The sequence below is a fragment of the Amycolatopsis sp. NPDC051758 genome (assembly GCF_044453095.1).
Classification (GTDB): Bacteria; Actinomycetota; Actinomycetes; order Mycobacteriales; family Pseudonocardiaceae; genus Amycolatopsis.
Genome location: NZ_JBITCJ010000010.1, coordinates 60,431 through 81,587, shown reverse-complemented (window position 1 = coordinate 81,587; position 21,157 = coordinate 60,431). Strand labels below are relative to the sequence as shown.

The window sequence follows — 21,157 nt, the reverse complement described above, 5'->3', positions numbered from 1 at the left end:
TCACTCCCCCAGCAGCCGGCGTGCCCGGGCCAGCACCGGCTTGTCCACCATCTGCCCGTCCACAGTGGACGCCGACTCCCCCGCCGTGACAACCCGGCGGGCCCAGTCCAGTTCGGCCTCGGACGGCGCGAAGCCGGCCTTGACGAACCCGACCTGGCGCGGGTGGACGCACAGCTTGCCGCCGAACCCCAGCCTGCGCGCATACCGGACGTCGGCTTCGAGCCGTTCGTCGGTGCGCAGGTCGGTGGTGACGCCGTCCACCGGCGGGGCGAGCCCGGCCGCCGCCGAGACGATCACCAGCCGCGAGCGCGCGTAGGCGAACGGCTCGGGATCCTCGGGCGCTACACCGAGTTCCGCCGCCAGGTCGACACTGCCGAACGCCAGCCGCGTCACCGACGGGACGGCCGCCAGCTCCCCCGCGCTCTCGACGCCGCGCGCGGTCTCGACGAGGGCCACCACCTCCCGAAACCCTGCCAGCACGTCAGGTGTCTCGGCCTTCGGCACCATGACGGGCACATCTCGCGCGGCCACCAGGGCGGCGTCGGCCTCGAACCACGGGGTGCCCGGCGCGTTGATCCGGACCATCGCCGGGTTACCACTGGCCAGCCAGGCGTCGACCTCGGCGCGCGCGGCGTCCTTGTGCGCCGGGGCGACGGCGTCTTCGAGGTCCACGATCACCACGTCGGCGCCGCTGGCCACCGCTTTGCCGAAGCGATCGGGCCGGTCGCCGGGGACGAACAGGAACGCGGTCACCCCGGTCAGCGTAATGCTCTGGAGGTATCACAGCGAGCGGAAAGGGTCTTGGACGCGGAACCCTCGGCGGCCGAGAGTCGGAAGGGAACCACCACGACCACGAAAGGTGCACGATGAAGGTCTTCCTCACCGGCGGCTCCGGGTACGTCGGCCGCCCGACGGTCCGGGCGCTCATCCGGCAGGGACACGAGGTGAGCGCGCTGGCCCGCAGTGACGCTTCCGCACGGACGCTCACCGAGCTGGGCGCCCGGCCGGTGCCGGGCGGGCTCACGGACACGGACGTCCTGCGCGAAGCTGCCGCCGAGGCCGACGGCGTCATCCACCTCGGCCAGCACTACGGCGACAACACCGCGGACGTCGACCGCGCCGCCGCGGACGCACTGCAGGCGGGCATCGGCGACCGCGGGCCGTACGTGCACACCGGCGGCGTCTGGGTGTACGGCGACACCGCCGGTGTGGTCGACGAGGACGCGCCGCAGAACCCGCCGGCGATCACGGCGTGGCGCCGGGCCAACGAAGAGCGCGTCCTGGCGCACGGCGGGAACCCCGTGCTGGTGATGCCCGGCATCGTCTACGGCCTCGGCGGCGGGCTCGTCGAGACGTTCTTCGCCGCGCCGGGCCGTCGAACGGGCGCGGTGCCGCTGATCGGCGACGGCTCGAACCACTGGGCACTCGTGCACGCCGAAGACATTGCCGAGCTGTACGTGCTCGCGCTCCAGGCGCCCGCGAAGTCGGTGTACGCCGGCGTCAGCGGCCAGAACCTTCCGCTCGCCGACGTCGTCGGTGCCCTCACCGGTGCTTCGGGCCGCGTCGCGCAGCTGTCGCTCGCCGAGGCCGTCGACCGGATGGGACCGATCGCGGAGGCGTTCGCGCTGGACCAGCAGCTGACGCCGGTCCGGGCACAGCGCGAACTCGGGTGGGAGCCCCGGCACCTCGACGCGCTGAGGGAACTGCGGGAGTAAGGGATCGCGGGGCGGGGAGTGCGTGTTCACCCGATGCCGGCCCGGTTCCCTCAGGACGATCGTGGGTTTCCTCGGACGACGGAAAGAGGAACCTGCCATGCGAGGCGACTGGATTCACGACTGGGTGCTGGTCGAGATGGCGTACCGGGCCGGCCCGCGTCCGGTGGTGCGCACGCCCCGCCCGGCGTCGCGCCCCTGGTCGACGCTGTGGACCGGGCTGTTCACGGCGCATCGTGCCGAGGTGCGGCACGAAAGCCCGGCGGTGGGCGGCTGATTCGCCGGCGCGGGGACACAATTTCCGGGTTGCTCTCTCCGGACCAACGAGCGGGCGGCAAAAGGGGGTTGTGAAGCTGATCAGCCTCCCTACCATTAAAACACGGGAACGATCTTCGAGGTGAGTGGTCGCACTCGACAACTGGGGGTTCCATGAGATTCGTCAGCGTGTTCCGAACGGCGGCCGTGATCGCGGCCGCCGTGCTTTTGTCCCCGCTACTGTCCGCACCTGCGGCGCAAGGCGCAACCACGACGGCCTGCAGTTCCGGGTACTCGTACGGGATGCTCACCCTTTCCTATCCCAGTTCCACCGTGAATCTAGGCACGAACTGCAGCAATTTTGCCGACGCGGGCAGTCCCTATACCTTCACGATCGATCTTCTCGACGTCGTGACCCACCAATTGCCGTTCGACAACTACTACGCACATGTCACCGCGACCTGTAAGGCGTACTCGTACCCGGACGGGTCCTTGGTGGCGACCGGGTGCAGCTACGTGATTCCCCGGTGATCAGGCGGTGCCGACCAGACCGGCCAGCGCCCGCTCGAGGTGCTCCCGCATCTCCGCCTCGGCGGCCGCGGGATCACCCGACGCGATGGCTTCGAGCAGACGCCGGTGTTCGGCCGCCAGCTCCGCCGGGTCCGGGTACGCCCCGCGCAGCCGCGCCAGACACAGCTGCATCTCCTCCTGCAGCGGCGGGTAGATCCGGCTCAACCGGGCACTGCCCGCCGCGTCGACCAGCACGAGGTGGAACGCCGTGTGCGCCTCGACGCGTTCGCTCCAGCCCGCCTTCGCCGGCAGTTCCGCCAGGACGGCCAGCGCCGCCGAAGCCGCGGCCAGCGACCGTCGCTGCCCGATGATCAGCCGCGTCGCGGTGATCTCCAGCGGCAGGCGGACGGTGAACAGGTCCTGCACGTCGGCGTCGCTGAGCACCGGCACCCGCAGCGACCGGCCCTCGGCCCGCTCCACGAGATGCCGGGCGACCAGCTCCTGCAACGCCGATCGCACGGTCGGACGGGCCACGCCGAACGTGGTCGCCAGCCCCTGTTCCGTCAGCGGCGACCCCGGCGGCAGCTCGCCGCTGAGGATCCGGCGGCGCACCTCCGCCACCAGCGCGTCCCGGGTGTTCATGGTCTGGAGCATCAGCCGGCGTGCACCCGTTCGACCGTCGCGACCAGGTCGTCGAGGCCGGGCAGCACCGCGTCGGCCACGGCGGGGTCGCGCGGGTCGGCGTGGCGGTTGATCCACACCCGCGGCAGGCCGAGCGCCTGCGCCGGCACCATGTCGTGGAAGTGGCTCTGGGCCACGTGCACCCAGTTCTCCCGGGTCGCACCGAACGACGAAGCGAACCGTTCGAAGTGGGCGAGCCCGGGCTTGTACCCGCCGACGTCTTCGGCGGTCACGATCGCGTCGATCGGCACCTCGAGCCGGCGCTGGGTCTCGCCGATGAGGTCGCGGTCGCAGTTGGTCAGCAGCGCGAGCCGCCAGCCCGCCTCGCGCAGCGCGGCCAGCGCCGGGCGGGTGTCCGGGAAGACCGGCCAGTACGGCAGCCCGGTCGCGAGCACCGACGCGTCATCGGGCACCAGCGCCAGCCCGGCCTCGGCCGCGGTCCGCCGCAGGGACTCCGCGAGCACCTCCCGGTAGCGCCGCACCGGCACCTCGGCCTGCACCTGCGGTTCGATCCGGTTGTAGACCTCGAGCAGCTCGGCGCCCCGGCCGGGGAACAGCAGCTCGATCCCGGTCGTGATGCCGTGGCGCCAGTCCACCAGCGTGCCGAAGCAGTCGAACGTCGCCCACCGAGTCATGCGGTCAGTCTGATATCCGGTTATACCGAATTCAAGGCCATGATCTCGGCGAACTCGAAAACGAGCCGCGACCGCCGGCTCGCGACCCAGGCCAGGCAGACCTCGTTCGGCGGCAGGTCCTCCACCGGCACGTGCGCGACGTCGGGGCGGGTGTAGTACGCCGAGGTGGACAGCGGGATCACCGCGATCCCCTCCCCCGTGGCCACGTGTTCGAGCTTCTCCTCGACGCTCCGGAACTCACGCCGGGGCCGCGTGGGCCCGTCGCGGAGCTCGTCCGCCACATCCCGCCACTCCGGCACCGCGTCCGGGTTGTTCAGCACGTGCTCGCCGGCGAGGTCGGCAACCCGGACCGACTCCTTGCCGGCGAGCCGGTGGTCTGTCCGCAGGACGGCGACCCGCGGCTCCCGGAACAGCGGCCGCACGCTCAGCCCTCGCCGATCGATCGGCAGCCGGACCACGCTGACGTCGGCGCGGCCGTCGTGGAGCACGTCGGTCTGGTCTTCCCACGTGGTGCGGAGCAGCTCCACGGTGACGCCGGGATGCTGCGCCGTCAGCTCGCGGACCGCGTCGGTGACCGTGATGCCCGGCATGAACGCCACGGTGAACGTCGACGTCCCGCGCGCGGCCGTCGCGACCCGGCGTCGCAGGGCTTCGGCGGCAGCGAGCAACGGCCGGGCGTCCTCCAGCAGCTGGCGGCCCGCGTCGGTCAGCGACGTGGATCGTTTGTCCCGCTGGAACAACTGGGCGTGCAGCTCGCCTTCGAGAGCGCGGATCTGCCGCGACAGGACGGGCTGCGCGATGTGCAGCCGCACGGCGGCGCGCCCGAAGTGCAGCTCCTCCGCCACCGCGACGAAGTAACGCAGCTTGCGCAGGTCGACGTCCACCGGTCCCACGGTATTACGCGTGCGCGGTCAGGAACCGCACCAGATGCGGGTTCACCGCTTCGGCGTGGGTGTAGCTGAGGAAGTGGGCGCCGTCCTCGACGACGACCAGGGGTTCGGCCGCGGGCAGCGTGCTCGCCAGCTCCTCGGCGCGCTCGACCGGGTAGGCGAGGTCCGCCGAGCCGTGCAGCACCAGGGCCGGGCACGAGATCTCGCCGACCCGCGAAAGCACGCTGTCGCGATCCACGAGCGCGCCCATGGTCAGCTTCAGCTGGTCCGGCGCCACGGTCGCCCAGCGCTCCTTCCACTCGTCCACCGGGAAGGGGCCGAAGCAGATCTGTGCAACACCGTCGAGCACCTCGGGCGGGGCGCCCCCGCCGACCCACGCGTCCAGCACCGCCCGGTAGCCGGCCGCGACGGCGGGGTCCTCCGCGGCCGCCGACGTCCCGAGCACCGCGACCGCCGTCACCCGCTCCGGCGCCAGCAGCGCCATCCGCAGTGCGACGAACCCGCCCTGGCTCGTCCCGACGACCGCCGCGCGTGAGACGCCCAGCTCGTCGAGCACCCCCAGGACGTCCCGGGCGACGTCCCAGTAGTCGAACGGCTCCGAAGCGGGGGTGCCGCCGTGACCGCGTTCGTCGACGGTGATGCACCGGAAGCCGTCGAACGCGGCCAGCTGCGGGGCGAACATCCGGCCGTCCATCAGGAAGCTGTGCAGCAGCACGACCACCGGCCCGGCGCCGCCGTGGTCGGTGTGGGCGGGGAGCGTCATCGATCCTCCGAACGGGCAGCTCAGCCGGCGAACCGGCCCACGGCGACGAACACCGCCAGCACCAGCAGCACGACGTTCATCGGGAGCGCCTTGGTCTCCTTCCGGCGTCCGTGCACGATGATCGCACCGATCTGGATCACCGCCAGTCCGGCCGCGGCCAGCGGGGTCAGCACCGGCGCGATATCGAGTGCCCACGGCAGGATCAGGCCGATCGCGGCGAGGATCTCGACCCCGCCGATCGCCTTCACCGCCGGCCCGGAGAAGTCCGCCGTCCACCCCATGTTGGGGTTCTCCAGCAGCTTCTCCCGCGGCGTGGCGAGCTTCATCCCACCGGCGAAGACGTACAACGCGGCTTGAAAGCCCGCAGCGATCCACAGGGCGATGTTCACGGTCACTCCCGGTCCGGAAAAGGTGATTGAACACTACGTCTTTTTCCGGAGGGTAGACCTCAACTTGGTGCGATCGTGATGGACCCGCCCGGCCGCAGGGTGATCGGCCGCTTCCAGGCGCCGGCCCGCACCTCGGTCCGGGTCCCGCCGACACTGCGGATCACCGCGCGGGTGACCTTCCCGTCGCGCCAGGACAGATCGACCTCGAACCCGCCCCGCGCGCCGATCCCGGTGACCCGGCCCGACCGCGCCCACGCCGACGGCAGGGCGGGCAGCAGCTCCAGCACACCCGGCCGCGAATAGACGAGCATCTCGACCATCGCGGCGGGCGCACCGAGGTTCGCGTCGATCTGGAAGATCGTGTAACTGCCCTGGCTGTACATGTCGAAGAAGTTCGGCGCGGTGCCGTTGCCGTTGGCCACCGACGGCCGCATGACCGTGAGCAGCAGCTGGTAGGCCTTGTCGGCGTCCTTCAGCCGGGCCCAGCACGCCGAGCGCCACGCGCACGCCCAGCCGAAGCTGTCCATCCCGCGTGCGATGAGCAGCTCGCGCACGCCGCTCAGCAGTTCGGGCGGTGAGGTGTCGGCGGTGATGCGGTCGCCGGGGAAGAAGCCGATCAGCGGGGACAGGTGCCGGTGCGTGGTCTCGCCGAGGTTGTCCGGCGACATCCACTCCTCGAGCCAGCCGGTCGACGGGCTCACCTTCGGCAGGTACAGCTTCTTCTGCAGCCCGGCGATCCGGTCGCCGTACGCGCGGTCCCGGCCGAGCACCGTGACGGCTTCGCGGTAGTGCTCGAACAGGTCCCAGACGATCTCCTGGGAGTAGGTGTTCCCGAGGGTGTCCTGCGGGCCGTGCTCGGGTGACCAGTCGTGGTCGTCGACGAGCACCTCACGGCCGTCGACAGTCATCGGGACCAGCCGCGACTCCCAGAACTCGCTGGCCCCCTTGAGCAACGGGTAGATCCGCGCGAGGTAGGCCTTGTCCTGGGTGAACGCGTAGTGGTCCCAGAGCGAGTTGCACAGCCACGCGTTGCCGCCGGGGTGCCACCACCAGCCGGAGCCGCCGTAGATGTTGGTCGAGAATGCGATCGCCCAGCCGCCGATCTTCCCGCTGGTGTTGCGGAAGCGGTTCCTCGGGTCGTTGAACAGCCGTTTCGTGCTGTCCGTCCACACGGGAAGCTGCGCGAGGCAGTAGCCGGCCAGGGCAGTGAAGCTCCCGGGCAGCGCCGCCCGGTCCGCCAGCCAGTAGTTCATCTGGAGGTTGATGTCGGTGTGGTAGTCGCTCATCCAGTCGGGCGTGTTGTTGTTCTGCCACAGCCCTTGCAGGCCCATCGGCAGGCCGGTGCGCGAGCCGGTGATCGTCAGGTACCGCCCGAACTGCAGGTAGCTCGCCTCCAGCTCCGGGTCCGGCGTGGCCGGGTCGTCGTGCCGGGCCACCAGCCGCGACCACGAGTCCAGCGCCCGCTTCGCCGGCGGGGACTGTCCCAGGTCGACGGTCATCCGGTCGTACTGCCGCCGGTAGTCGGCGACGTGCGTGGCCAGCAGCGGCCCTGCCCCGGCACGCAGGGCCTTCGACGCCTTCTGCTTCGCGAGCGCCAACGGGTCGAGGGACGCGTCGAGGAACTTCCGGGCCGCGTCGGGCACGTAGTTCGTGCCCCCGCTCAGCACCACGACGATCTCGCGGCACCCGTCGAACGCGACGGTGTTCCCCTGCTGCCGCACCGATCCCCCGTGCCCGGCCGCCGCGGCCGTGCACGCGTACTTCAGCCCGTTCGCGAAGGTCGCCGCGAAGGCCGGGCCGGCCAGGGTCTCCGCCCGGGTCGGCTCCAGGGTGACCGTGCCGGTCATCGGACCACCACTCAGCCGGACGACCACCACGTCGTCGGGGTGACTGGCGTAGATCTCCCGCCGGTAGCGCGTGCCCTGGTGGGTGTAGGTCACGGTCACCAGGCCGTTGCTCAGGTCGAGCGTGCGGCGGTAGTCCGTCACCCCGGTGTGCGCGGGCACGGAGATCCGCGCCTTCGCCAGCAGGCCGAGGGTGCCGAACTTCTCGCGCTCGTAGGGGAACTGGCCGTCGTCCTCCAGGACGTCGTTGGCCCCGCCGGTCCACAGTGACGCGTCGGCCAGGTAGAGGAAATCGGCGGCCGGGTCACCACCGACGAGCGCACCGATCCGACCATTGCCGATCGGCAGGCCCTGTTCGATGATCTTGTCCTCGGCCGCGGGCGCCGGGTACCACAGCGTCGTCGCCCGGTCGGCGGGAACCAGGTCCTCGCCGGCCGGACGGACGACATCTGCGCTTGCGGTGAAAGGACGAACGCCGCTGAAGGCAAGCCCGGCGCCGGCCGCGCCGCTCAGCTTGAGGAAGGTGCGACGGGAAGGTTTCGACATGTCGGATCCGTTCGGCGTTGAAGGCGGGGACCGGCGAGCAACCCGCCAAACATATGACCTATCCGGATCCGAGGTCAAGAATCTTCGTAATTAATCCGATTACATACGACGTGTCCTCAGCAGTTGTGCGGTGCCGGCTTGCCGGCCAGCCGGTCGTGGACGTAGGCCAGCGCGCCCGGCGCGCCCTGGACCGCGACCGTCACGTGACCGCCGATCGGGATCCGGTTGTACTGCATCGTCACGCCCTCCGCGCAGTACTTCCGCACCAGCGCGTCCACCGGCGGCGTGAGCGCGAGCTCGTCGAAGACACCCTGGTAGAAGTAGGTCGGCGAGCCCGGCTTCCGGGTGCCCATGACGTTCCGGGCGATCACTTCGCGGACGGCCGGCACGTCCAGCAGCTGCGGCACGGTGGTGTAGTCCGCCATCCGCCGGAACGCCTGCGTGACGCTGAACTGGCTGATGCACTGCTCCCCGACGTCGGCGAAGGCCCGCTTGCCGCGGTCGTTCAGCAGCGTGTCCGTGTTGATCTCGGGGTACGCGCGGCTCAGCCCGACGGCGGCGCCGATGTAGATCCCCGACAGCGGCCCGCCGTCGATCCGGCGCGCGACGTACTCGATGTCGGCCGGCACCCCGCCGGCGGCGACCCCGGCGAACTTCAGCTCCGGCGCGTACGACGGCTGGACCTCGTTCGCCCACTGGCTGGCGAGCGCGCCACCCGAGTAGCCCATCAACGCCGTCGGCGTCGACGGCCCGGAAAGCCCGGCGGGCGCGAACGACTGGGCCGCGCGGATGCCGTCGATGACGCCGTGCGCGGTGTTCAGCCCGGCGGTCCACTCCGAGTCCGGGCCTTCGTAGTCGGCGGTCACGACGGTGTGGCCGGCCGCGAGCAGCGGCACCATCAGCGCCAGCTCTTCGGCGGGCAACGCCGTCCCGGTCGCCAGGACGTACGAAGGCGCGCAGTCGAGGCTGAGCCCGTCCTGCGCGGTCTGGTACGAGACCAGCGTGCGCGGCCCGGGCGGCGGCGACACCGGTTGCATGACCGTGGCGACGTCGGCGATCGCGGCGCCGCGGGTGTCCGAGGAGCGGTACTTGACCTGCCACGCGCGGATCGGCAGCGGCAGGGTGAGCGCCCGGATCGTGATCGGGCGCGAGTCGAGGATCGTGCCCGGCGCGACGTCCGGGAACGGCGACGGCTGGGCGTAGAAGGGATCGGCGGCGGGGTGGGGCGGCAGTTCCGCGGCCGGGGCGGCGGGAGCCGCGGCGGTCAGGGCAGCCGCGGCCAGTACGGCGGCGGCCGCGGCGACGAGGGTTCGGCGTGTGTCGGCGTTGACAGTGAGCACGGGACCTCCTGGTTCGATACCGACCGGTATCGAGTGAAGGGATTACCACGTGACGCCGATCACGGTCAACGAATCCCTCCCACGCGGGCGAGGTTGTACCGTTGCGCCCCATGACCGGCTCCCCGCGCCGCCGCCCGAGCCGCGCCGAGACCCGGCGGCGGATCATCACCGCCGCCACCACGGTGTTCGCGCGCGAGGGCATCGCCGCGACGTCGCTCAACGACGTCGCCGCCGAAGCCGGGCTCACCAAGGGTGCGGTCTACTCGAACTTCACCGGCCGCGACGACCTGGTGCTGACGATCATGGAAGAGCACATCGTCGAGCGGATGGACCGCGCGACCCGGGTGTTCGCCGAGCTGGCCGACCTCGACGAGGCGACCGCCGAGGCCGGGACGCGGCTGCTCGAAGGGATCGACTCGGACGCCACCTGGCACCGGCTGCTGCTCGAGTACTGGGGTCTGGCGATGCGCAACCCCGCCGTCCACACCGGACTGGCCGAGCGCCGCGCCCGGCTGCGCGAGGCCGTCACCACGGCGATCACCAAGGCCGCCGCCCTGCACGGCGTCGACCTGCCGCTGGCGCCCGAGCACCTCGCGGTCGTGGTGCTGGCGCTGTCCAACGGCCTCGCGGTGGAGCGCGGCGTCGACCCGGACGCGGTCCCGCCGACACTCTTCGGCGACGTGCTCAAGCTGCTGGTGACGCCTAACGCCGCCGGTAGCGCAGCACGCCCGCGTCCGCCTGCTCGCCCAGGTACCGCGCAAAGGTGATCTGGCCGTCGAGGTGGTCCGGTGCCAGGTGCCCGCCGCCGGCGTAGGCCTGGAACGTCGCCCCCGGCACCCGGAGCGAGACGATCTTCCGGCGCCGGCCGCTCGCCTCCGCGACCGCCTGCGCCAGCTCGGCCGCCGCGAGGATCTCGGGACCACCGAAGTCGGCCACCCGGCCGGCCGGGTCACCCACCGCGAGGTCCGCGAGGCGTTCGGCGACGTCCCGGACGTCCACCGGCTGGAACGAAAGCCGCGGCACGGGCAGCACCGGCAGCCGGGACGCGCCGGCGAACAACGTCCGGATCAGCGCGTGGAACTGCGTCGCCCGCTGGATCGTGTACGGCAGGCCGGAGGCGGCGACCAGCTCTTCGGTTTCGAGCTTGCTCCGGTAGTAGCCGAGCGGGACGCGGTCGACACCGACGATCGAGACGTAGACCAGGTGCGGGCCACCCGCCCACCGGGCCGCCTCGATCAGGGTCTTCGCGAGCGCCGTCTCGTGCCGGAAGTCGGTGGCGCAGTGCACGACCACGTCCACCCCGGCCACCGCGGAGTCGATGCCGCGGCCAGTCCGCAGGTCACCCGGGACGACGCCGGGCGCGGACCGGCGGCTCAGCACGCGGACGTCCTCCCCCGCCGTGCGCAGCCGTTCGACGACCACCCTGCCGAGCTGTCCGGTGCCGCCGGTGACCAGGATCCGCACGAGCCCACCTCCGCTTCACGCCGTCAAGGCCACCTTACGGGCGACAGACGCCCGTAAGGTGGCCTTGACGGCACTATTCGATCAGGTGCGGCTCAGTTGCGGACGATGGTGAACGTGCTTGTCGTGTTCCGGATGTCCTGGGCGTTGTTGCTCAGGGTGAGCCCGGTGAACGTCGCCGAGCCGACAGCCGGGCCCTGACCCGGTTCCGGCAGCTCGTTGACCCAGATGCCCATGCCGGACTTCGCGTCGAACGCGTCACCGCTGCGCTGGGCCCCGCTGATGTTCACGTTGGTGAACACGGTGTCCTGCACGGAGTTCTGCGGCTGGCCGCCGACGTAGTTCGTCTGGAACATGATCCCGCTGTAGGTCGGGCTCTGGATGTCCACGTCGGACACCCGGATCCCGCGGAACTCCTTGGAGGCGGAGAACATCCAGATCGCCGGGAACGTCTGCTGGCCCCAGAAGTGGCCGCCCGCCCGGACGAGCGAGGCGTTCTGGACCGTCGTCGGCTGCGGCCCGAACCCGAGGAACGGGTAGCCGAAGTCGAGCGAGCTGATCGTGATCGCCGAGTACGTCAGCGTGTCCGCGATGTAGAGGTTGCGGAAGGTGTTGTTGTACCCGCCGTACACCGCCAGCCCGGCCGCGCGCCACGGGGTGAGCGCGGTCAGGTTCTCGAACACGTTGTCGTACTGGTTGCCCTGGTTGATGTCCGTGGCGGCGAACAGCGCGAAGCTGTCGTCACCGGTGGACCGGGCTTCGTCGTTGACGACGTGGTTCCCGGTGCTCCCGTTGGTGAGGTTGATCCCGTCGGCGTAGGTGTCGCGGATCCGGGAGTTCTTGATCGTCGTGTTGTCCACGTTGGTGCCCCACACCATGACCACCTGGTGCTCCACCCAGATGTTGTCGATCGTGAGGTTGGCGACGTTGGCCAGGTTGAACACCTTGCCGGGGCCGTCGATGCGGGAGGTGTAGTTCCCGAACACCGCGAACCCGCTGACCGTCGACCCGTTGGCAGTCGACTGGACGTCGAAGCCGATGTCGGTGTTCTCCTGCCCGGCGGGCGCGGAGAACTTCGTGAACCACGGCCCGGCGCCGATCAGCGTGATCGCCTTGCCGTAGACGTTGACCTTGCTCGACAGCGAGTAGTTCCCGGCCGGCAGGTAGACGCCGGTGAGGGTGGTGTCCTGCCGGACCTTGTCCAGGGCGGCCTGGACGTCCTGCTGCGTGAATCCGGCCGGGACGGCGAAGTGCGCCGGGTCCGGGTTCGCCTGCGCGGTGGCCTGCTCGAAGTTCACGAAGTCGATCGCGTAGTTCGTGCTGTTCGCCGCGTCCTTCTGCAGCTTGATCTTGCTTCCCGCCGGCACGGTCGTGCCGAGCAGCGCGCTGGCCTCGTCGTAGATGTGGCGCGGCCCGGCGCCCGGCGAGTTGCCCGGGCCGGTTTCGGCGCCGTAGAGCCACGCGTAGTGCGAGGTCAGGTCGATCGCCTTGAGGAAGGTGCCGTTGACGTAGACGTTGATCGTCGAGTTGATCCCGCCACCACCCGCGGAGTCCGGGATGGAGAAGCGCGTGACCAGGGTGTTCGTCGCCGCGCGCGTCGTGAACTCCACCGAAGCGCCGGTCGAGTTCAGCGTGACGGCCTTGCGTCCGGACGCCTCACCGGCGAGGTCGCCGATGGTGCGGTTCGGGCCGACCACGGCCGCGCCGCCGGCGAGGACACCGTCTTCGGCTTCGTACATGTCGTAGGGCATGTTGGCGCCCTGGCCGACGAACAGCGACTGCGTGCTGGTGTTGTTGGCCTGCTTCACCGGCAGCTCGTTGGCGTCGTTCGCGACGACCGTCTTCACGGTGTACTTGCCGTTGGCCGCGGTCCAGGTGCCGACGTTCACCGGCGACGCCGTGGCCCCGGCCGCGATGGCGCCCGAGTACGAGCCGGTCAGCGTCTTCACGACCGTGCCGTTCGTGTCGGTGATCGTCACGGTCACACCGTGGGCTCCCGACGCGGACGCGATGGTGCCCTGGTTGCGCAGGGTCACGCTGAAGTTCACCGTGTTGCCCGCCGACGGGGTGTTCGGCGACCACCCGGTCGCGGCGACGAGGTCGGAGCTCTGCACCGGGCTGACGACGAGCGCCGTCGAACCGGTGTAGGAGTTGTTGGCCTCGTTCTGTTCGATGACGGCGTTGGCCTCGTCGACCTTCGCGGTCAGCTGGTAACTGCCCGCGTTCTGGGTGCCGATGTTCGCCGGCACCGTCGCCGACGCCCCGGCGGCCAGCGCGCCGACCGCGGCGGTGCCGACCTTCGTGGTGCCGAGGTAGAGGTTCACGTTGGTCGCGCCGGAAGCGGCGGTCCCGGCGTTGCGAACGGTCGCCGACGCGGTGATCGTGTCGGTCTCCACCGGGTTCTGCGGTGCCCAGGACACCCCGGAGATCGTCAGGTCGGGGTTCGGCGCGGGGACGCCGAAGACCTGGAACTCCGCGGCCTGCCCGCCGCCGGCGCCGGAGTTCGCGGTGACCCGCAGGCGAACGTCGGCCGCGCGGCCGCTCAGCGGGATGGTGACGGTGTTGCCGCTGCTCGGGTTGAAGCTGTAGGTCTGCGCGGCGGACAACGTGGTGAACGCGCTCGAAGCCTGGTCACGGCCTTCGACCGCGATGGTCTGGGTGCGCGGGCCCCACGAGGCGTCGGGGTTGAGCTTGACGACGACCTGGTCGAGATCGGCGTTGGAGCCGAGCGCGACGGTCAGCAGGTTCGGGTACGTCCCGCCGCCGCCTTCCCAGTACGTGCTGGTCGAGTTGTCGTTGGCGTTGGCCGCGACGAAGGTGAACTCCGTCGACGACGCCGTGATCGGCTTGCCCGGTGCCAGGTTCGTACCGGCCTGGGTCCCGTTGCGGGTCACGGTGTTGCTGTTCCCCGACTGGTTGCCCGCGGCGTCCTTGGCGCGGACGTAGTAGGAGACCGTCGTGCCGTCGGGCTGGTTGTCGGTGTAGGCCAGGACCGTGCCCCCGACACTGCCGCGCAGCTGGTTGTTCGCGTAGACGTCGTAGCCGGCGACGCCAGTGTTGTCGGTCGACGCCGACCAGGTGAGCCGGAGCTGGCCGCTCGCGGGCTGGGTGTAGGAGAGGTTGCCGGGCGCGGACGGCGGCTGCGTGTCCCCGCCGGCCGGGCCGTGCACCTCGAACTCCGACAGCTGCGCGGCGGGCCAGCCGGTGTTCGCCGTGACGTTCAGGCGGACGTAGCGGGTGCTGCCGGTGACGGTGATCGTCACGGTGTTGGCCGTGGCCGGGTCGAACCGGTAACCGGCCGACGCGACGAGGGTGCTGAAGCTCGTGCCGTTAGTGCTGCCCTGCACGGTGAGCGTCTCGGTGCGCGCTTCCCAGCCGGCCGGCAGCTTGAGCACCACCTGCGCGAGGTTCGTGGTGGCCCCGAGGTCGGCCTGGATCCATTGCGGGAACTGGTTGTTCGTGCTTTCCCAGTAGGTCGCCTGGTTGCCGTCGCCGACGTTCGAGGCGGGGTACTCGGCGAGCTGGCTGCCGGCGGTGTAGGTCGCCGACGCGGCCTGAGCCGCGGGCTGGACCGCTTCGACGGCGGTGGGGACGGCGATCGCGGCCGGGGCGCCGCTCGCCGCGACGGCGGGTGCCGCCAGGAGCAGGGACAGGGCGGCGTAGGTCGCCGCGCGCGACAGGAGTCGCTTCGTTCTCATTGAGGTTCCTCTGATCCGGGGAAGCGGGAGAAGCGGGGAGCGAGGACCGGCCCGCGGGACGCGGGCACGGCGGAGACCGGGGCACGGGCGGGCACGACCGGCCGGGCCGGAGGCGCGCGCGGGCAGGGCGGAGCAACCGTCATGGACACCTCGGCGTTGAGGAGCTGGGCGGGATCTTCCTGACTACTGCCGCAATTTCTCGCGCTGTTGTCAGGTTCTTGCACTGATTCGTTCAAGAGTTACAGTGACCGGCGTCTCAAGTCAACGCCCAAACGCCGGAAGGCCTCCTCGCGCGGGGCGAGGAGGCCTTCCGAGGGCAGCGCGGACTCAGTGCACGGCGCCGAGGCGGATCGCGTGGGTGCCGGGGGCGTTGACCGGCTCGCCGCAGTGCGCGCAGACGCTGACCGGACACAGCTCCTCGCCGCAGGCGTGGCGCCACAGCGTGGGCGGTTCGCCCTGGTGGACGTATTGGTCACCCCAGGCCATCAGGCCGAGCAGGATCGGCTGCAGCGCGCGGCCGGCTTCGGTCGGGTAGTACTCGTGACGCGGCGGGTGGGCCTCGTACTGGACCTTTTCGAGCACCCCCGCGTCGACGAGCTTGCGCAGCCGCGCGGCCAGGATGTCGCGGCTGGCGCCGGTGTTCTCGGCGATCTGGTTGAACCGCCGCTCCCCCAGCATGATCTCGCGCAGGGCGAGCAGGCTCCACCGCTCGCCGACCACCTCGAGAGCCTCGGCGACCGAGCACTCACGACCACGCCGGACCATGCCACCTCCCACGGGTTGAAAATCCAACCTAGCACGTCAGTCGCGTGTGACCTGGCGAACAGGTGAGTTGTGGAATCCAACTCACAGGGCGTATACCGAAGGCATCCCCGATCTGCGAGGAGGCAGACGCCATGACGGACGCGGTGATCGTCGACGCGGTACGGACCCCCATCGGCAAGGGCAAGCCGACCGGCCGCCTGGCCGGGGTGCACCCGGTCGACCTGCACGCCCACGCCCTGCGCTCGCTCGTCGAACGCACCGGCGTCGACCCGGCCCGGATCGACGACGTGATCAGCGGCGCGGTCGGGCAGATCGGCGAGCAGAGCATGAACACCGCCCGCTGGGCCGCACTCGCCGCCGGCCTGCCGGAGTCGGTGCCCGCGGTGACCGTCGACCGCCAGTGCGGCAGCAGCCAGCAGGCCGTCCACTTCGCCGCGCAGGGGGTCATCGCCGGCGCCTACGACGTCGTGATCGCCTCCGGGGTCGAGTCGATGAGCCGGGTGCCGATGGGCAGCCAGGTCGCCGGCCGGGACCCGTTCGGGACGCAGGTCGCCGCCCGCTACCCGGACGGCCTGGTCCCGCAGGGCATCAGCGCGGAGCTCATCGCCGCCAAGTGGGGCTTCAGCCGGGCCCAGCTGGACGCGTTCTCCGCCGAAAGCCACCAGCGGGCCGCAACGGCGTGGGCCGACGGGAAGTTCGCCGGCGAGGTCGCGCCGCTCAAGGCGCCGGGCCCCGACGGAGTGCTCGCCGACGTCACGACCGACGAGACCGTCCGGCCGGGCACCACGCCGGAGATCCTCGCCGGGCTCAAGCCCGCGTTCCGCGCCGACGTCTGGGAACAGCGGTTCCCCGAGCTCGGCTGGCACGTCACCGCGGGCAACTCCTCACCGATCAACGACGGTGCCGCCGCGTTGATGATCACCAGCAGCGAGACGGCGAAGGCGCTCGGGTTGCGGCCGCGCGCCCGGATCCACAGCTTCGCCGTGGTCGGCGACGACCCGCTGTACATGCTGACCGGCGTCATCCCGGCCACCCGCAAGGTCCTCGACCGGGCCGGGCTGAGCGTGGCGGACATCGACGCCTTCGAGGTCAACGAAGCGTTCGCCAGCGTGGTGCTCGCCTGGCAGGCCGAGATCGGCGCCGACCTGGCGAAGGTCAACGTCAACGGCGGCGCGATCGCCCTCGGCCACCCGCTGGGCGGCAGTGGCGCACGCCTGGCGACGACGCTGCTGTCGGTGCTGGAGCAGACCGGCGGCCGCTACGGTCTGCAGACGATGTGCGAGGCGGGCGGCCTGGCCAACGCGACGATCGTCGAGCGCCTCGACTGACGGCGCCCGCGGGGCCGGGCCAGGTATCGCCGCAACCGGACGACCGCCTGGCCCGGCCCGTCCGGGCCCACCGGGAACACCTCGTCGAAGCCGAGCGCCAGGAGTTCCGCCCGCGAGCCGGTGAAGCGGCCGCCGATCACGACGGGCAGGCCGTGCAGCGCCGGGTCGGCGCGCACCCGCCGGAGCACGGGCCCGCCCTCGGTGCCGAGCGCGGCCGAGAGCACCAGGCAGCCGGGGCGTTCCCGTCGGCAGGCCCCGACGACCAAATCGACCGGCGGCAGTGCGCCCAGGTTGACCACGTCGTGGCCTTCGCGTTCGAGGACCACCTGCAACGCGACCAGGCTCCACGCGGCCGGATCCAGCCCGGTCAGCACGATCTTCATGCCGACCAGAGCCACGAGCGGCCACGGAAATACGTCAGTCGTCTTCGGGTGGTTCCTCAACACCGTCGCGGTCGGCCCACTCCAGCAGCGGGTCGAGGGAGAACACCGCGTTGTCGATTCCGGCGTGGAGGTCGCCGAGCTCCGCGAAGCGGGCCGGGACGGTGGCGATGGTGAAGTCGCCCGGCTCGACGTCGTCGATCTCGTCCCAGCGGATCGGCGTCGAGACCGTGCCTTCCGGGTTGCCACGGACCGAATACGCACTCGCGATCGTGTGGTCGCGGGCGTTCTGGTTGTAGTCGACGAAGAGCGTGCGCGGGTCGCGGTCCTTGCGCCACCAGGTGGTCGTGACGTCGTCCGGTGCCCGGCGTTCGACCTCGCGCGCGAAGGCCAGCGCCGCCCGGCGGACGTCGGAGAAGCCCCAGCGGGGTTCGATCCGGACGTAGACGTGCAGGCCGCGGCCGCCGGAGGTCTTCGGCCAGCCGACGGCGCCGAGCTCGTCGAGGACCTCGTGCGCGACGTGCGCGACCCGGCGGACGCGGTCGAACCCGCAGTCGGGCATCGGGTCCAGGTCGATGCGCCACTCGTCCGGCTTCTCGGTGTCGGCCCGCCGCGAGTTCCACGGGTGGAACTCCACAGTGGACATCTGCACCGCCCACACGACGTGCGCGAGCTCGGTCACGCACAGCTCGTAGGCGTGCCGCCCGTACCGCGGGAAGTCGACGCGCACGGTCTCCAGCCACGGCGGCGCGCCGTTCGGGACGCGCTTCTGGTGCACCTTCTCCCCCGCCACGCCGGACGGGAAGCGGTGCAGCATGCAGGGCCGCTCGCGCAGCGCGTTGACGATGCCGTCGCCCACCGAAAGGTAGTAGTTGACCAGGTCGAGCTTCGTCTCGCCGCGAGCCGGGAAGTACACCCGGTCCGGGTTCGAGATCCGTACCGCGTGCGGCCCGACCTCCAGCTCCACCGCCGCCGACTTCTGCGCCATACGCAGACGCTAGCCCAAAACCGGCGTTAGGTTGAGATCATGAGTCTCCCACCGGACGGTCACGTGCACACCGAATGGTCCTGGGACACCGTCACCGGGTCGATGGCGGGCTCGTGCGAACGGGCACTGGAGCTGGGCCTGCCGTCCGTGGCCTTCACCGAGCACGCGGACCTCACCCCGTGGCTGATGCCGGAGCCGATTCGCCCGCTGCTGCCGGACCACTTCCGGGTGCGGCTGCGTCCGGACGGTGTCCTCGAGCCGCCGGACCTCGACGTCGAGGGGTACCTCGCGGCGGTGGCCGAGTGCCGCGACCGGTTCCCGGACCTGCGGATCCTGTCCGGAGTGGAGCTGAGCGAGCCGCACTGGCACCGCACCCGCGCCGACGCCCTCCTCGCCGCCCACGCCTTCGATCGGGTGCTGGGCTCGGTGCATTCGCTGCCCGGCGACCACGGCCACCACCACGAGCTGACCGTGGTGTCCGGCCGGCCGCCGGGCGAGATCCTGCGCGCGTACCTGACCGAGGTCCTGGGGCTGGTGGAGTCGACGGCCGAGTTCGCCGTGCTCGCGCACATCGACTACGCGCTGCGGTCGTGGCCGGCCGAAGGTCCGCCGTTCGTGGTGGCGGACTTCGAGGCGGAGTTCCGCACGGTGCTGCGTGCCCTGGCCACGAGCGGACGCGCGCTCGAGGTCAACACGAAGGTGCCGCTGCCCGGCGAGGTGGTGCGGTGGTGGTTCGAGCTGGGCGGCGAGGCGGTCGCGTTCGGCAGTGACGCCCACGAGCCGGGACTGGTCGGCCACGGCTTCGCGGCGGCCGCGACCCTGGTCGAGTCGTGCGGCTTCCGCCCGGGCCGCACCCCGCACGACTTCTGGCGCCGCTAAGCCAGGGCGTGCCGGCCGTACGAACGGGACTCCACGCTCTGGTCCAGCAGCCGGGCCGCGACGCGGCCGATCGCGGCGTCCAGTTCGGCGCGGTTGCCGGTGCCCCAGTCCCCGAGCCGTGAAGCCAGCCAGTCGTGCCAGGCGCGGACCACCTTGCCGAATTCCTCGTGCCCGAGCGCCGTCAGTACCCAGCGGCCGCCGGCGTACCGCAGGTGCCCGGTCAGCTCCAGCCGGTTGAACGCCGGTTCGAGCACGGGCGCCGGCACGGAGAAGTACTCCCCGATGGCCTTGAGCGTCGACGGCTCACCGCGGCGTTCCCGCAGGTGGACCTGCAGCAGGCACCAGATCCCGCCTTCGTCGAGGTCACTGCCGGCACGCTCGACGATCGCCGGGGCGACCTTCCGGCGCTCGCGGAAGAACAGCGTCGCGACCGCGCGCTCCAGCTCGCGGTCGTCGGTGCGGGCTTCCGGCATCGCGAAGCCGTCGCCGAGATCCGGCGCCGCGGCGCGGGCGGTGTCCCGCAGCGGGACCTCCTTGAGGAAGAACGCCAGCACAAAAGCGACCAGCCCGCCCGGGGCCGCGGCGAGGAACACCACGTGCAGCGAGTCGCTGTAGGCCTGGATCACCGGCGCGGACACCGACTCCGGCAGGGCGTGCAAAGCGCTCGGGATCTGCGTCACCCGTGGATCGACACCGGGGGGCAGCGGATGGGCGGCCACCGCCGCGGCCAGGTTCGGCGCCAGCTGGTTGGCGTACACCGTGCCGAAGATGGCCGCGCCGAACGAGCTGCCGATCGACCGCAGGAACGTCACGCCCGAGGTCGCGACACCGAGGTCGGCGTAGTCGACGGTGTTCTGCACGGCGATGGTCAGCACCTGCATGCCGAGCCCGATGCCCAGGCCCAGCACGGCCATGTACGCCGACGCCTCCCAGAACCCGGTGTCGGTGTCGAGCCGCGAGAGCAGGTACAGCCCGATCGTCATGCCCGCGGCGCCGGCCAGCGGGAAGATCTTGTACCGGCCCGTCTTGCTGACCGCGTTGCCCGCGGCGATCGAGGCGACCAGCAGCGCCAGCACCATCGGCAGCAGCCGGACCCCGGACGTCGTCGCCGAAGTGCCCTGGACGTACTGCATGTACGTCGGCAGGTAGGACAGCGCGCCGAGCATCGCGAAGCCGACGACGAAGCTCATGATCCCGCCGACGGTGAACACCGGGTTCCGGAACAGCCGCATCGGCAGCATCGGTTCCTCGGCCCTCAGCTCCACGAAGACGAACGCGCCGAGCAGCACCACCGACCCGACGGCCATCCCGATGATCGTCGGCGAGCCCCACGCGTACTGCGTGCCGCCCCAGCTCGTCACCAGGGTGAGCCCGGTCGCGGCGAGGCCGATGAGCAGGATGCCGGCGTAGTCGATCACCGGCTTGACCGCGGCGCGCACGCTCGGCATCGCCGCCGACGCGACGATCAGCACCACGACGACGAGCGGGATGTTGACGTAGAACGCCCAGCGCCACGACAGGTGGTCGACGAAGAAGCCGCCCAGCATCGGGCCGGCCACCGTCACCACGCCGAACACCGAGCCGAGCACACCCTGGTACTTGCCGCGTTCGCGCAGCGGGACGACGTCGGCGATCAGCGCGGTCGAGGTGACCATCAGCCCGCCGCCGCCCAGGCCCTGCACCGCGCGCCAGACGATCAGCCAGACCATGCTGTCGGCGAACCCGGCGCAGAACGAGCCGATGCCGAACACGACCACCGACAGCTGGAACATCAGCTTGCGGCCGAACAGGTCGCCGAGCTTGCCGACGACGACGGTCATGATCGTCTCGGCCAGCAGGTAGGACGTGACCACCCAGGACAGGTGCCCGGCGCCGCCGAGGTCGCCGAGGTCGCCGACGATGGTGGGCAGCGCGGTGCCGACGATGGTCTGGTCCAGCGCGGCCAGCAGCATCCCCAGCAGCACCGCGCCGAACACGGCGTTGACCCGCCCCTTGCTCAACGGTGCGGGTCCCGGCTCGTGGGCGATCTCGGCGGTGGCCGTCATCCGCACCCTCCTCGCTCGGCCTCCGAGGCTAGTGCGCGCCGTCCATTG

General features: G+C 71.1%; 20 protein-coding genes. 6 read left to right on the top strand and 14 right to left on the bottom strand.

The features are described 5' to 3' along the window. Entirely contained in the window at positions 1-753 is a 753-nt protein-coding gene (locus ACIA5G_RS38410; RefSeq protein WP_395932434.1) for an HpcH/HpaI aldolase/citrate lyase family protein, read from the bottom strand. Positions 754-866: 113 nt separating this feature from the next. On the opposite strand from ACIA5G_RS38410, the gene ACIA5G_RS38405 reads away from it, so the two are divergent. From ACIA5G_RS38405 to ACIA5G_RS38395, 3 genes are all read left to right on the top strand, one after another. Continuing rightward, positions 867-1,715: an NAD-dependent epimerase/dehydratase family protein gene (locus ACIA5G_RS38405; RefSeq protein WP_395932432.1), complete on the top strand. Its 849-nt coding sequence runs from the start codon at positions 867-869 to the stop codon at positions 1,713-1,715. A 97-nt stretch (positions 1,716-1,812) separates the two neighbouring features. Continuing rightward, positions 1,813-1,989 carry a hypothetical protein gene (locus ACIA5G_RS38400; RefSeq protein WP_395932430.1) on the top strand — a complete coding sequence of 59 codons (177 nt, stop codon included), beginning with the start codon at positions 1,813-1,815 and terminating at the stop codon, positions 1,987-1,989. A gap of 152 nt (positions 1,990-2,141) precedes the next feature. Next, positions 2,142-2,498, top strand: a complete 357-nt coding sequence (locus ACIA5G_RS38395; protein WP_395932428.1) for a hypothetical protein — start codon at positions 2,142-2,144, stop codon at positions 2,496-2,498. Here ACIA5G_RS38395 and ACIA5G_RS38390 read toward each other — a convergent pair whose 3' ends face one another. The 7 genes from ACIA5G_RS38390 to ACIA5G_RS38360 all read right to left on the bottom strand — a co-directional run bounded on the left by ACIA5G_RS38390 (position 2,499) and on the right by ACIA5G_RS38360 (position 9,565). Continuing rightward, positions 2,499-3,119, bottom strand: a complete 621-nt coding sequence (locus ACIA5G_RS38390; RefSeq protein ID WP_395932426.1) for a GntR family transcriptional regulator — start codon at positions 3,117-3,119, stop codon at positions 2,499-2,501. Positions 3,120-3,130: 11 nt separating this feature from the next. Continuing rightward, complete coding sequence (locus tag ACIA5G_RS38385; protein ID WP_395932424.1) at positions 3,131-3,793, bottom strand: HAD family hydrolase; 663 nt, start codon at positions 3,791-3,793, stop codon at positions 3,131-3,133. Between the two features lie 20 nt (positions 3,794-3,813). Beyond that, positions 3,814-4,677, bottom strand: coding sequence for a LysR family transcriptional regulator (locus ACIA5G_RS38380; protein ID WP_395932422.1), 864 nt, complete (start codon positions 4,675-4,677; stop codon positions 3,814-3,816). Between the two features lie 13 nt (positions 4,678-4,690). Then, a complete protein-coding gene (locus ACIA5G_RS38375) occupies positions 4,691-5,446 on the bottom strand; it encodes an alpha/beta fold hydrolase (protein WP_395932420.1) in 756 nt (251 codons plus the stop codon). Positions 5,447-5,466: 20 nt separating this feature from the next. Continuing rightward, positions 5,467-5,835 (bottom strand): DoxX family protein, encoded by a 369-nt coding sequence (locus ACIA5G_RS38370; RefSeq protein ID WP_395932418.1) that lies wholly within the window; start codon positions 5,833-5,835, stop codon positions 5,467-5,469. A gap of 59 nt (positions 5,836-5,894) precedes the next feature. Beyond that, the gene (locus ACIA5G_RS38365; protein WP_395932416.1) at positions 5,895-8,225 is read right to left on the bottom strand and encodes a glycosyl hydrolase family 95 catalytic domain-containing protein; all 2,331 of its coding nucleotides are present in this window, start codon (positions 8,223-8,225) and stop codon (positions 5,895-5,897) included. A 116-nt stretch (positions 8,226-8,341) separates the two neighbouring features. Beyond that, positions 8,342-9,565: a lipase family protein gene (locus tag ACIA5G_RS38360; RefSeq protein WP_395932414.1), complete on the bottom strand. Its 1,224-nt coding sequence runs from the start codon at positions 9,563-9,565 to the stop codon at positions 8,342-8,344. A gap of 110 nt (positions 9,566-9,675) precedes the next feature. On the opposite strand from ACIA5G_RS38360, the gene ACIA5G_RS38355 reads away from it, so the two are divergent. Further along, positions 9,676-10,332, top strand: a complete 657-nt coding sequence (locus tag ACIA5G_RS38355) for a TetR/AcrR family transcriptional regulator (protein ID WP_395932412.1) — start codon at positions 9,676-9,678, stop codon at positions 10,330-10,332. On the opposite strand, the gene ACIA5G_RS38350 is transcribed toward ACIA5G_RS38355, so the two are convergent. The 3 genes from ACIA5G_RS38350 to ACIA5G_RS38340 all read right to left on the bottom strand — a co-directional run bounded on the left by ACIA5G_RS38350 (position 10,268) and on the right by ACIA5G_RS38340 (position 15,489). Further along, positions 10,268-11,029 (bottom strand): SDR family oxidoreductase, encoded by a 762-nt coding sequence (locus tag ACIA5G_RS38350; RefSeq protein WP_395932410.1) that lies wholly within the window; start codon positions 11,027-11,029, stop codon positions 10,268-10,270. The genes ACIA5G_RS38355 and ACIA5G_RS38350 overlap by 65 nt on opposite strands. A gap of 92 nt (positions 11,030-11,121) precedes the next feature. Next, complete coding sequence (locus tag ACIA5G_RS38345; protein ID WP_395932408.1) at positions 11,122-14,724, bottom strand: discoidin domain-containing protein; 3,603 nt, start codon at positions 14,722-14,724, stop codon at positions 11,122-11,124. A 327-nt stretch (positions 14,725-15,051) separates the two neighbouring features. Continuing rightward, positions 15,052-15,489, bottom strand: a complete 438-nt coding sequence (locus tag ACIA5G_RS38340; protein WP_395932406.1) for a winged helix-turn-helix transcriptional regulator — start codon at positions 15,487-15,489, stop codon at positions 15,052-15,054. A gap of 131 nt (positions 15,490-15,620) precedes the next feature. On the opposite strand from ACIA5G_RS38340, the gene ACIA5G_RS38335 reads away from it, so the two are divergent. Next, positions 15,621-16,817 carry a thiolase family protein gene (locus tag ACIA5G_RS38335; RefSeq protein WP_395932404.1) on the top strand — a complete coding sequence of 399 codons (1,197 nt, stop codon included), beginning with the start codon at positions 15,621-15,623 and terminating at the stop codon, positions 16,815-16,817. On the opposite strand, the gene ACIA5G_RS38330 is transcribed toward ACIA5G_RS38335, so the two are convergent. Beyond that, positions 16,748-17,215 (bottom strand): cobalamin-dependent protein, encoded by a 468-nt coding sequence (locus ACIA5G_RS38330; RefSeq protein ID WP_395932402.1) that lies wholly within the window; start codon positions 17,213-17,215, stop codon positions 16,748-16,750. The two genes, ACIA5G_RS38335 and ACIA5G_RS38330, sit on opposite strands and share 70 nt — an antisense overlap. 19 nt (positions 17,216-17,234) lie before the next feature. Continuing rightward, a complete protein-coding gene (gene ligD / locus ACIA5G_RS38325; RefSeq protein WP_395932400.1) occupies positions 17,235-18,185 on the bottom strand; it encodes a non-homologous end-joining DNA ligase in 951 nt (316 codons plus the stop codon). Positions 18,186-18,224: 39 nt separating this feature from the next. Between ligD and ACIA5G_RS38320 the strand changes: the two genes are divergently transcribed. After that, a complete protein-coding gene (locus tag ACIA5G_RS38320; protein WP_395932398.1) occupies positions 18,225-19,064 on the top strand; it encodes a PHP domain-containing protein in 840 nt (279 codons plus the stop codon). Here the strand turns inward: ACIA5G_RS38320 and ACIA5G_RS38315 are convergent. Continuing rightward, positions 19,061-21,109 (bottom strand): MDR family MFS transporter, encoded by a 2,049-nt coding sequence (locus ACIA5G_RS38315; RefSeq protein ID WP_395932396.1) that lies wholly within the window; start codon positions 21,107-21,109, stop codon positions 19,061-19,063. The two genes, ACIA5G_RS38320 and ACIA5G_RS38315, sit on opposite strands and share 4 nt — an antisense overlap. Between the last annotated feature and the right edge of the window lie 48 nt (positions 21,110-21,157).